The organism is uncultured Aquimarina sp., assembly GCF_947492115.1.
In the GTDB taxonomy this organism is placed as follows: Bacteria; Bacteroidota; Bacteroidia; order Flavobacteriales; family Flavobacteriaceae; genus Aquimarina.
This window is the reverse complement of record NZ_CANLMM010000010.1, coordinates 68,060-80,160: the sequence shown is the minus strand read 5'-3', so window position 1 is coordinate 80,160 and position 12,101 is coordinate 68,060. Positions and strand designations below refer to the sequence as shown.

12 protein-coding genes are annotated in these 12,101 nt (G+C 31.2%); 6 read left to right on the top strand and 6 right to left on the bottom strand.

Annotated features, from left to right (window positions below):
• Positions 1-670: 670 nt before the first annotated feature.
• Complete coding sequence (locus Q1A73_RS21890; RefSeq protein ID WP_299610185.1) at positions 671-1,603, top strand: GNAT family N-acetyltransferase; 933 nt, start codon at positions 671-673, stop codon at positions 1,601-1,603.
• Between the two features lie 50 nt (positions 1,604-1,653).
• On the opposite strand, the gene Q1A73_RS21885 is transcribed toward Q1A73_RS21890, so the two are convergent.
• A complete protein-coding gene (locus Q1A73_RS21885; protein WP_299610184.1) occupies positions 1,654-2,802 on the bottom strand; it encodes a glycosyltransferase in 1,149 nt (382 codons plus the stop codon).
• Between the two features lie 178 nt (positions 2,803-2,980).
• Here Q1A73_RS21885 and Q1A73_RS21880 point away from each other — a divergent pair, with 178 nt between their 5' ends.
• From Q1A73_RS21880 to Q1A73_RS21865, 4 genes are read left to right on the top strand one after another with little or no spacing between them, the layout of a single operon-like run.
• Positions 2,981-4,102 (top strand): DegT/DnrJ/EryC1/StrS family aminotransferase, encoded by a 1,122-nt coding sequence (locus Q1A73_RS21880; RefSeq protein ID WP_299610182.1) that lies wholly within the window; start codon positions 2,981-2,983, stop codon positions 4,100-4,102.
• A gap of 1 nt (position 4,103) precedes the next feature.
• Positions 4,104-5,393: an O-antigen translocase gene (locus tag Q1A73_RS21875; protein WP_299610181.1), complete on the top strand. Its 1,290-nt coding sequence runs from the start codon at positions 4,104-4,106 to the stop codon at positions 5,391-5,393.
• A complete protein-coding gene (locus Q1A73_RS21870) occupies positions 5,371-6,507 on the top strand; it encodes a glycosyltransferase (RefSeq protein WP_299610180.1) in 1,137 nt (378 codons plus the stop codon). Before Q1A73_RS21875 ends, Q1A73_RS21870 begins: the two co-directional genes overlap by 23 nt.
• Positions 6,477-6,920: an FdtA/QdtA family cupin domain-containing protein gene (locus Q1A73_RS21865; RefSeq protein WP_299610178.1), complete on the top strand. Its 444-nt coding sequence runs from the start codon at positions 6,477-6,479 to the stop codon at positions 6,918-6,920. The genes Q1A73_RS21870 and Q1A73_RS21865 overlap by 31 nt, the downstream gene beginning before the upstream one ends.
• Here Q1A73_RS21865 and Q1A73_RS21860 read toward each other — a convergent pair.
• Complete coding sequence (locus Q1A73_RS21860) at positions 6,903-7,853, bottom strand: glycosyltransferase family 2 protein (RefSeq protein WP_299610176.1); 951 nt, start codon at positions 7,851-7,853, stop codon at positions 6,903-6,905. The two genes, Q1A73_RS21865 and Q1A73_RS21860, sit on opposite strands and share 18 nt — an antisense overlap.
• Entirely contained in the window at positions 7,853-8,731 is an 879-nt protein-coding gene (locus tag Q1A73_RS21855; protein WP_299610174.1) for a glycosyltransferase, read from the bottom strand. The genes Q1A73_RS21860 and Q1A73_RS21855 overlap by 1 nt, the downstream gene beginning before the upstream one ends.
• Before the next feature lie 59 nt (positions 8,732-8,790).
• On the opposite strand from Q1A73_RS21855, the gene Q1A73_RS21850 reads away from it, so the two are divergent.
• Positions 8,791-9,621 carry a 2OG-Fe(II) oxygenase gene (locus Q1A73_RS21850; protein WP_299610172.1) on the top strand — a complete coding sequence of 277 codons (831 nt, stop codon included), beginning with the start codon at positions 8,791-8,793 and terminating at the stop codon, positions 9,619-9,621.
• A 14-nt stretch (positions 9,622-9,635) separates the two neighbouring features.
• Here the strand turns inward: Q1A73_RS21850 and Q1A73_RS21845 are convergent, their stop codons facing one another.
• The 3 genes from Q1A73_RS21845 to Q1A73_RS21835 are packed head-to-tail and all read right to left on the bottom strand — an operon-like array spanning position 9,636 to position 12,037.
• Complete coding sequence (locus Q1A73_RS21845) at positions 9,636-10,607, bottom strand: class I SAM-dependent methyltransferase (RefSeq protein WP_299610170.1); 972 nt, start codon at positions 10,605-10,607, stop codon at positions 9,636-9,638.
• Positions 10,607-11,350: a class I SAM-dependent methyltransferase gene (locus Q1A73_RS21840; RefSeq protein WP_299610169.1), complete on the bottom strand. Its 744-nt coding sequence runs from the start codon at positions 11,348-11,350 to the stop codon at positions 10,607-10,609. The genes Q1A73_RS21845 and Q1A73_RS21840 overlap by 1 nt, the downstream gene beginning before the upstream one ends.
• A 3-nt stretch (positions 11,351-11,353) precedes the next feature.
• Positions 11,354-12,037, bottom strand: a complete 684-nt coding sequence (locus Q1A73_RS21835) for an ATP-binding cassette domain-containing protein (protein ID WP_299610167.1) — start codon at positions 12,035-12,037, stop codon at positions 11,354-11,356.
• Positions 12,038-12,101: the final 64 nt, after the last annotated feature.

The following is a 12,101-nucleotide window of genomic DNA, read 5'->3' as shown; positions in this document are numbered from 1 at the left end:
TAAATAATAAAAAATCCCGAGTTGCCTCGGGATTTTTTGTCGAAAATTGGGATAATTGTGGTTTTGGGATCAATTCAATTATAGGGAGATGAATTGGTTTAAGTCATTTTTGTCGGTCAACAAAAGTATATACTGCTATGGATTAAAAACTTGTAAAAAGCCTTTAAAAAAAAGGTACAACAGGTTTTATAAATAAATACATTTAACTATGATTTCAGATCAAAATTTTATCATTGAACTTATTGGGTATTTTGCATCATTTATGGTATTGATATCATTTTTAATGCGAAATATCAGAAAACTCCGTCTTATAAATACTGTGGGGTGTGTGGCTTTTGTAATTTATGGGGTCTTACTCAACTGGTCTTTGCCTATTATCATAACCAATACGGCGATAGCTGGTATAAATATGTATTACCTTTTTATAAGAAAAGAATCGTAACTCACGATCACTTAAGCTAAAAATAAAACTAATATTCCGGATACTCAAACAAATTAACTATTTTCACATTTTAACGTTTTAGTTGTTATTTTATCATAAATAAGTTTTAAAATTGAGAACATTTATAATTGCTTCGTTTTATTATTAAGATTTTTGAATCCTATGCTCAATAGTGGGAAGTGATTGGTAAAACACTTAATATTCGTTTCAACTTTCAAAATATACAATTTGTCTACCTACGTAATTAAGAGATATCATAAAGACCATTATTCAATCTGGAATAGTTTTATCGATACTGCTAAGAATGGTACATTTCTTTTTAAAAGAGATTTTATGGAGTATCATTCGGATCGGTTTCAGGATTTTTCTTTACTGGTTTTTGATCAGGACAAGTTGATAGGAGTATTTCCTGCAAATGTAAAAGGTACAGAAGTATATTCTCATTTGGGGCTGACATATGGAGGTCTAATTTTGAAAAAAAGAATAGGAGGAGAAAGAGTAAAGAATATGGTGCATCAGATCATAGATTTTTTACGATTACATGATATAACAGATCTATATGCGAAATCCATCCCTGTATTTTATCATCAACAACCATCTAATGAATTTCTTTTCTTTCTTTCAGAATTAGGAGCTAAACCTTATAGGAGAGATTTAAATCTTGCGATTGATTATCAGAAACCTTTCACCATACATAAAAGTAAATTAAAGAACTATAAGAAAAGAGCTGAATTAGGTTTTGAAATAAGAGAAGAAGACGATTTTTCTGTTTTTTGGGATCAGGTATTAAAACCAAGGTTGAAAGAAAAGCATGGTACGAAACCTGTTCATACCATAGAAGAGATTCATTTGCTTAAACGTAATTTTCCAAAAGCTATACAGCAATTTGTCATTCTTTTAGATAATGAAGTATTAGCAGGAATAACCATTTTTAAAACCAAAGAAGTGGTGAAATCTCAGTACGGAGCAGTTACGGATAAAGGAGAGACACATAGAGCTTTAGATTTTCTTTTTATTTCATTAATAGAAAAGTATAAAAATGAAGGCTATCGCTTTTTTGATATGGGTACTGTAACTGATAATAACTACGGATTATTAAAGCAAAAAGAAGAGTTAGGTTGCGAAATTTATACGCAAGATTTTTATCGACTTAGTCTTTAAATATCACTTACTCTAGAAGTAGTTTTTGTTTGTCTATAGATGTATTGATATTAACTGCTATATTCTTTCCAAACATCAACATATCTCTTCGCTATCTCCTTATAGTGATGCTCTTCTTCAATAAATTTCCTTGCGTTTTTACCTATTTCAATAATTTTTTCTGGATTGAGGATTAGTTCTTCAAGGTTTTTAGTAATGTTAGCACTGTCTGGAGATGTGTCGATAGCTACGATTTTATTTTTTAAATCGTAGTGCTTTCTAAAATCTTCTCCAGCACCGGTAAAAACAACTTTTCCCATTGCCATAGCTTCTAGTGCATTATACCCTTGATCATGTGCTTGTGCCTGGTCTAAGATAATATGAGCGGATAAGAAATGTTTGATGTATTCATTATAAGGTAGATCTTTTGTAGTGATGATTTCTACTTTATGATTATATTTTTTCGAAATAATTTCTAGTGCTTCTTCAAAATAGCGATTTCCTTTTTTTAAGTAGTTAGCGCTGTTTATGCCATGTAATATTTTGATTTTATCAAGATTTAGTTCTTGCATTTTAATCAAATCACTATTTACCGGATTCGGAATCATGGGTAATACCTTATTAGTATTTCGGTAGGCCATGTTGTATTCTACACTTACAGGAATAACTCCTTTTATATACTTAAATACATAATCGTGTATTTTTTTTTGCTCTTTAGATACAGCTCTAAGTGTATACTTATATTCTTTTTTGAGTCCTGGATTTTTTAGTAAGGGGCTTAATGTGCTATAAGGAAACTTTCCTGCTAAAGAATAAGAAATATACCGATAGTCATCACCACAAGCTAATAAGTATACATGATTATTATTCTCGAAAAGAAATTTTAATAACTTCTTTTCAAAATAGTTTCCAATATTAAATGGAGTTTCATTAATTAATTGAACATAGTCATAATTCTTCAGGATCCCTTTATTTCTATTAAACTTAATAAGTGTTTCTAAAGATGCTAGATCAATTTTAAAAATTAAAAAGAGTAAATGTCTAAGCTTGTTTAAGAAGAAATTATTCTTGATAAAAGTTCCATCAATATTAATATCAATAGGGTATTTTTTAAAGAAATCTCCATGACCTATAATTGTAACTTTATGACCATTTTTTAACAACCCTTCTTTTAGCGAATTGTGTAATCGACTATATTCTCCAACTAGCAATATTTTCATTTATATCGAGTTCATTCTGTAAAAGAAGGTATTAAAAAATATACTCCATTTTTATGGGCTTACATAAAAACAAATATCTTTGCTGTAAAGGTATTTTTAATACTTTAATAAAAAAACAGAAAGCCTACCAAATTATTTTGCTAAGAAGTAATAAAATTGGTTTCATACTTTTTAGATAATGACAAACGCTAAACTATCAATTCCGTTTTTAGATTTACCTAAGATCAATAAGCGTTATCATGAAAAATTTAAAAGTGTTTTTGCGAATTTCCTAGATACTGGTATTTATATAAAAGGCAACTATGTAGAGATGTTCGAAAAGTCTTTTGCCACATCCTGTGGAGTAGATTATTGTATAGGAGTTGGTAATGGGTTAGATGCACTAACTATTATACTAAAGGCGTATATCGAAATTGGTAAATTGCAGATTGGGGATGAGGTAATTATAGCTGCGAACACTTTTATAGCAACGATATTGTCGGTTAAATATGCTGGACTAACTCCAGTATTAGTGGAACCAGATGAGTATACCTTTAATTTAGATGTAAACCAACTAGAAAAGCATATAACTCATAAGACCAAGGTTATTATCCCAACTCATTTATATGGTCAGTTAGCAAATATAGAAGCAATTAAAAGAATAGCTAAACAACATAATGTATTGGTAATTGATGATGCTGCCCAGGCTCATGGCGCTCAACATAACGATACAAAAGTAGCTGGTAGTTTATTTCATGCATCTGCTTTTAGTTTTTATCCTGCAAAAAACCTTGGAGCGTTAGGTGATGCAGGTGCAATAACTACAAACGATGGGGATTTAGCTCATATTACAAGATGTCTAGGTAATTATGGTTCTTCAGAAAAATATCGAAATGAATACGCTGGAGTAAATTCTAGATTAGACGAATTGCAGGCAGCCTTTTTATTGGAAAAGCTGACATATCTTGAAGAGGATAATACATGCAGAAGATCGATTGCTAAACGTTACCTTTCCGAAATAAAAAATGAAAAAATTAAGCTTCCATTCTGGGATCAGTCTAATAACCATGTTTTTCATCTTTTTGTGGTACGAGTAGAGAACCGAAAGGACTTCTGCAACTATTTAGAAGAATCAGGAGTAGGTTATCATATTCATTACCCAATTCCGCCTCATAAACAACGGGCACTGCAGGAGTTTTCTAGGCTTTCTTTACCCATTACGGAAAGAATTCATAATGAAGTAGTGAGTATTCCTCTTAATGTAAGCTTAGAAACCCATGAAATTGATTATATCATACAAGTATTAAATCAATACCAATAGCGTGAACTCCTATTTTCATAAGCTTAAAAACAATGTGTTAATTAAAGTTAGTTCGTTTAATGCTATCGGTGTGGCCGTAAAGATGATTACGGGTATGATAAGTTTAAAAATCGTAGCCGTTATTTTAGGACCAGAAGGGTTAGCGTTAATGGGGAATTTGAGAAATGTACTTACTTCTATTCAATCAGCCGGAACTGTAGGCTTGTATAATGGAATTGTAAAATACGTTGCGGATTTTAAGGATGATAAAGAAGAATTGAATACGGTATTGTCTACTTCTTATGTATTATGCTTATTGGTTACCATTTTTCTTTCTGTCTGGTTGTATATAGATCCGTTTTTTTGGAATAATCTGGTTTTTGGTACCAAATATTCATATGAATTTGTATTTAAAGGAGTGGCTATCGCATTACCTTTTTATACGGTTAATATGCTGTGTCTCGCCATCATTAATGGCAATTCCAAATATAAAGTGTACATAGTGATTAATATTATCGCTAGTATTATTGGGTTGTTGATTACTGTTTTTATGGTATGGAAATACAAGTTAGAAGGTGCTTTTTGGGCAATCATTATAAATCCGGCAGTTGCATTAATTATTACAATGATTTTATATCGGAAAGAACTTTTAGATTTTGTTAGCTTCGATAAACCGTCTACAAAATATACGATAAAGTTGAGTTCTTATGCTATTATGGCCTTAATCTCAACAACAGCATTACCTGCGATTTTAATAAAAATCCGAAACCATATTATCTATAATGAAGGTGTGGCAGAAGCGGGATATTGGGAAGCGATACAGAACATAAGCGCGCAATACATGTTGTTTATTACCACTTTACTCACCATTTATTTATTGCCAAAATTGACGGAGATAAAAAGGAGTAAAGGTTTTAGGACAGAAGTGATCAGCTTTTATAAAATAATATTGCCAGTTTTTGTAGCTATTTTTTTAGTAATTTATATTTTAAGAAATGTAATTATTAAAATTTTGTTTTCTCAGGAATTTGAAGTGATGGAACCATTATTCCTTTGGCAGCTATTGGGTGATATTTTTAAAATAGCTTCTTTAGTGATTGCATATCAGTTTCTGGCAAAGCGAATGTTTTGGTATTACATAATTACAGAAATTATTTCACTTACCTTTTTATATGTGGTTAGTGTATTTTTAATTAATAAATATGGTTTTGTAGGAGCTTCGATAGCGCACTGTTGCAATTATATTTTCTATTTTCTGTTATTGATACTAGTTTTTAGAAAATCATTTTTTGGACCTGATAGAAGTATTTGATATAGAAATGGAGACAGAACGTAAAATAAAGATATGTATTATGGTTTCTTCTCTTGGAATTGGTGGAGCAGAGCGTTCCAGTGCCATACTATCCAGAATGTTATCGGATATTGGGTATGATATTACAATCGTGAGTATTTTAGATCATATTGTATACAATTATAAAGGTGATTTAGTTAATCTAGAGAAACTTACAGCTACTTGTAAGGGATTGCGCAAAAGATGGGATAAATTTGTGATTAGTAGAAAACTGATCAATAAAAACAAGTTCGATTATATCATCGATGCTGCTCCTAGACCAAGCTGGTTTAGGCAATGGTTCATAAATACATTTGTGTATCAGAAAACAGATACGATCTTTGTCGTACATAATTATAACCTTAGTAGTTATTTTCCTAATAGTTCTTTTTTAGGAAAAAAGTTATACCAGAATTCCTATGAATTGGTGGGCGTGTCCAAAGAATCAGTACACCACTTTAAAAAGAAATATCAGCTTCAAAAGGGGAGATGTATCTATAATGCTTTTGATGAGGAATACTGGAATAACTTAGCAGATGAAGAGGTAAAGGTTCCATCTGAGCCATATATATTATCATATGGGAGAATTACTGATGAATCAAAAAATTATAAATTCTTAATCCAATCCTATACAACTTCTCGATTACCACAAAAAGGAGTAAAACTCTATATCATGGGTGATGGTCCAGATAAAGAGATGATACAAAATCTTGTACGTTCGTGTAAGATGGAAGAAAATATCATCTTTTTGGGTTTTTCTGATAACCCATTTCCTTACATTAAAAAAGCGCTTTTTACGACTTTAACTAGTAACTACGAAGGTTTTCCAATGGTTTTAGTAGAGTCTTTAGCCATGGGAACGCCTGTTGTATCCGTAGACTGTAAGTCGGGACCTTCTGAAATAGTGGTTACAGGGGATAATGGTATATTAGTGCCGTTTAAAGATCAAGAATCGTACAAGAATGCTCTGAACAAAATGATAGAGGATGAAGAGTTTTATAATCAATGTGTAGAAGGAACAAAAAAGAGTGTAACAAAATTTAAAATTGAAAATATCGCACCACAATGGCAAGCAATACTTCCTCCGAAAATATAAAAGTAACCAATATGGTTAATGACTGTTTGATTATGGAAATCCCCAATATTAAGGATCCCAGAGGTACTATTGCAGTGATAGAAAAAGAGGTAATCCCTTTTGATGCTAAAAGGGTGTATTATTTGTATGATGTGCCAAGTGATGCAACTAGAGGAGGGCATGCCCACAAAGAATTATACCAATTTCTTATCGCCATTAGTGGTAGTTTTGATGTGATTTTACACGATGGAACAAACCCAAAAAAGGTTACTCTTAATAAACCAAATAAAGGTTTATTGATCAAACCTGGGATATGGAGAGAATTAGAAAACTTTTCTTCGGGTGCTGTTTGTTTGGTTATTGCTTCAGAAGTTTTTAAGGAAGATGATTATATAAGAGATTTTGAAAAATTCAAATTATTCAAAAGCAGATAATTTAATACCTGCATTTAGAAGTATTTTGTTTTTAATTGACCTTATAAAAAGATAAAGATTCTTCGGACTGTATAATAATATTTTCTGCTTTGCACTTAAATTTCGAAGATTAATACCATTCTTATATTTTCTAGCAGTTTTGTGATCTCCAGCAGCTTTATATAGTAAGGATATAGCATACCTGTTTTGGTCTAAATATTTTTTAAGACTTATGTTGTTTATTTCTTCTTGTTTAAATTTTTCGAAATCTAAAAATTTTCTTTTTAATGTATCTGTTTTAGAAATTCTATTGGTAGCATCTAGGTGATATGTAGCTGTGATAAAGGTAGCAAGAGCAACTTCATGTGCTAAAGCGATCCTAATCCAAAGATCAGTATCTTCTCCTGCTCCATGCGTGATTGTAGTGTCAAAAACACCTATATCATCCAGTACTTTTTTGGGAACTGCACATGCCGAAGTCCATATAATTGCATCGATGATATTAGAATGAAAAAAATCTTCTACCAGTTGGAAAGTTTGACCTGTTGAATCTATATTTTTAAAATTGGCAGGAAAAATAGCAGTGGGACTATATCTTTTTTCATAAGAAGTAGCAAATATTCCAGCCTTAGGATAGGTTTGATATAGTTTCGAAAGTATTTCCAGATGATTTGGGTACCAAAAATCATCAGCATCTAAAAAAGCGATAAGGGTACCTGATGCTTTTTCTATTCCTAAATTTCGTGCTTTGGAAACTCCTTGATTAGGAGTTGTATAATATTTTATCCGTTTGTCAGCATATTGCTGTACAACCTTTTCACTATGATCAGTGGATCCATCATTAATGATAATAAGTTCATAATCATCGTATGTCTGATGAAAGACAGAATCTAAAGTGGCAGAGATACTATCTGCTTTATTATAAAGAGGAACGATGATCGAGAAAAACGGCACTATTTTTTGTTTTTGATAAAGCAAAAATAACCTAAACGATAAAAATCATAACATAAAATAGAGGGGTTAGATGATTTTAAGTTCCTTGTAAGACTGCCCCTAAAAGTAAGAAATACCCATTTGACTAATTTATCCAAATGTATTTTGCGAAGTAAATAGTACAGTCTAGATACTTTATATCGATCATGAGTAAGTTTATTCTTGTTAATTAATTGGATTAAATTTTCGATAGCGTATTCTGTTTTAGTAATAAAGGTGTCAGCATCATCGTTGGCATCATGAATCACAGGGTTTTTAATATAGTTGATGGTAAAACCTTTTTGAATAATCGTATCAAAGAACACGACATCTTCACACCCATATTTTGTAAGAGATTCATCAAACAGAACCTTATTAAATACCTCTTTTTGAATTAGAAAATTTGAAGAACATACGATAGGTCTTTTATCATTTTGTTTTTTAATTACAGCTTCTCGTTTTTTTGTATAGACCCATCGAAGTTTATAAGGTTTTTCAGGAGGTTTAGGTAGATATGTCATTCCTCCTGTTACTACTTTATGATGGATATTCTTTAAATATTTTTTAATAAAGTTGTGATGAGAGGGAAAAGTACCTGCATCAATAAATAAAAGATGATCAAAAGTAGCTTTTGAAGCTAGTAAGTTTCGAATAGCACTACGTCCTATATTTTTGGGTAATATTTGATAAGTGCATCCAGCCAATTTATTAATGGTATTGTTTTCTTCAAAGGAAACATTCGAATGATCATCTAGTACAATTATTTCAAAAGCAATATTGCAATCAGAAACCTGTTTATATAGTTCTTGAACTATGGTAAACGCATTATAATTATAAACGGGAATCAAAATTGACAACATTATGGATGCTTTACTAGAAGTTTATAATTATTTTTAGGACAAATTTGTAATTGGGATTAATGAATTACCTTACCAGAGATAAAATTGCCGAATTAATTCTTTTAAAGCTCAAAGATAATGAAGAAGTTTTAAAAACACATTTTGACCAAACAAGTCAGAAAATAGGGTATTTCTATATAGATAATTTACTTCCTGATGATATCGCAAAAGAAATTTTTGAAAAGTTCCCTTTAACGAAAGATGTACAAGTAAAGCGTAGTATTAGAGAGTACAAGTATGTAGCAGCGCAGATGAATAAATATGATCCTCTATTGGAAGAAGTAATTTATGCTTTTCAGGATCAAAAAATTGTTGATTTTATTGCTGAAATTTGTGGATATGTCGATGTAGTACCGGATGAAAACTTGTATGCTGGTGGTATCTCCATGATGGGTAAAGGAAACTATCTCAATCCACATCTAGATAACTCCCATGATAAAGATGTGGAATTATGGCGTGTACTTAATTTGCTGTATTATGTAACACCAAATTGGGAGATGGATAATGGTGGAAATTTAGAGTTATGGCCCGATGGACTCAAAGAAGCTCCTATTACTGTAAATTCTAGTTTTAATAGATTGGTCATCATGACTACCCATAAAACTTCTTGGCATTCTGTAAGTAAAGTTACTGCAGATCATGTTCGTTGTTGTATTTCTAATTATTATTTTTCGACCTCTCCTGTAGGTTCCAAAGGAGATTTTCATGTAACTACCTTTAGGGGTAGACCAGGACAGTTTTTTAGAGATAAAATATTAAAGCTAGATTCTTCTATACGAATGGGAGTGCGTAAAATATTTAAAAAAGGAATTCGAGAAAATCCACATGTATATAAAAAAGAAGATTCTTAATAAGAAGAAATATTCTAAGTATTTTGATAAATACCAAAGACAAAATCACTAGAATGTGTTTTTATGTAGGTATCCTCATATTCAAAAAGTTGATCTAATATATCCTCTTTTTCTTTATTTAATGTCACAAAATGATGTGCAATATCCTTCAGTACATTAGGTAATAGGTTGCCTCCATATGAGACTTCATAAATAGTCTTATAATGTTTATGAATAGAAGGCATGATTTGAGAAGAATCTACACATTCAGACGGATCTGCCAAAACCATCCGTATCATACCAGAACCATAAAATTTATTTTTATAAATATTTAATTTAAACCTCTTTCTATACGATTTAGGAATCGATTGTAATGCAGTGTTCGTGGCCGTTATTTGATGTTTTGGAAATTGTAATCGATCAGCACCAACAAATTCATTGATAATTAATTTTCCATCACTTTTTAAAGTCTTCTTTATCTTCTTGCCTACAAGGTTTTCAATATCTTTAAAATGATGCAAAGAAGCATGAAAAAGAACTATGTCGAAATAATTTTCTGGGAATTCATATCTGTATAGATCCTGAATCTGAAAATGAATAGACTTTAATCCTTTTTCATTAGCTATTTTTCGAGCTTGATCGAATAGGACTTCATTAATATCTAAACATAAGATTTCTTTAAAATTATCATAACCAGCAAACGTAAGTTCATGACTACAAATACCGCTTCCTAGCGAAAGCATTTTTAAATCTTTGTGATCACTTAAATAATTTTGCATCACGAAATCCTCATATTCTAAGTTAGGATCACCGGTAATCAGGAGATTCCACCGTTTTTGTACTTTAGGAATAATCCACCAATTTGCCGAAGAGATATCTAATTCGTTAAACGCACTTTTTGTTCTTTTGATGGCATTTAGATTTAGTTTAGACATGATAAATGGTAGGCCACGTTGTCTAAACTTGGTATAGGTTTCTATAATATCATCGAGAGTAATTAAACGCATTATTTTGTGACTTCTAATATGGTTTCTTCTGTAAGTAAACCGTTCGTGGATGGATCAGCATCATCACTAGTAAATTCTAACGATTGGATGCGTGTAAAATTACTTTCTTTTAATCTATTTTTTAATCCTTCTACAGAATATACGCGTACATGATCTTCTTGTCCAAAATGATGCAATCGTTCATTAGGATCTTTGATGCTCGGATCTTCATAGATCTCACCATCTTTAAAAGGGGTTTGAATTAATAATATTCCGTTCGGTTTTAGAACACGATACAACTCACTCATTGCTTTTTTATCATTTTCTATATGCTCTAAAATGTGATAACAGATGATAAAATCAAAGAGATTGTCTTCTACAGAAATAGCAGTGATATCATATTGAAAATCTGCGATAAACTCATTTTCGAAATCTGTACTAAAATAAGATATGCTTTTATTTTTTTTCAATCTTCTATATAATGATCTGGAAGGAGAGAAGTGTAATACATTTCCTTTTAAATCAAATCTGTCTAATAATATTTTATAAAGCCTTCTGGTTCTGGATAAACTACCGCAGTAAGGGCATATTTTTTCTCCAGTATCTAAAACAATAAATTTTCTAAGATGAGCATTGCAGATATTACACACATGGTTTCTACCATAATATTGTATTGCAAAAGGGAATCGAATTATTTCTTCATACCGAAATAAAAGATCTTTGGGAATGATTTTTTTGAGAACTTCTTTAACACGCTGATACATACACTATCCCTTTCGCTGCACTACTTCAAAAACCTTATTGCCTTCGCATTTTAGGGTTTTCGAAGGATATTTTAGTAGCAATGCGTAATCGTGTGTAGCCATTAATATAGTATTTCCGTTTTTATTGATATCCTGCAAAACTTCCATAACTTCTACAGAAGTTTGAGGATCCAGATTACCAGTAGGCTCATCTGCCAAAATTAATTCAGGATCATTCAATAATGCACGAGCAATAGCAATACGTTGCTGTTCTCCTCCGGATAATTGATATGGGAACTTAAAATCTTTTGTTTTCATTCCTACTTTATCTAATACATCATCAATTTTACTATCCATTGCTTTTTGGTCATTCCATCCGGTTGCTTTGAGCACAAATAATAGATTTTCTTTTACAGTTCTATCATTTAGTAATTTAAAATCCTGAAAGACAATCCCTAGTTTTCTTCTTAAAAAAGGTATTTGACTTTCTTTTAAGGTGCTTAAATCAAAATCAACGATACTACCTTCACCTTCAACAAGAGGAATGTCTCCATAAAGGGTTTTCATAAAACTACTTTTTCCAGTTCCAGTTTTTCCGATGAGATATACAAAATCACCTTTGTTCACTTCTACATTTACATCAGATAAGATGAGATTTTCTCGTTGATAGATAGAAGCGTTTTTAAGACTTAAAACAGGATTAGACATATGATGAAATTCTTAGTTTAGTAATATTTAGTAAAAGTATAAAGTTTATGGAATATTGTATTTA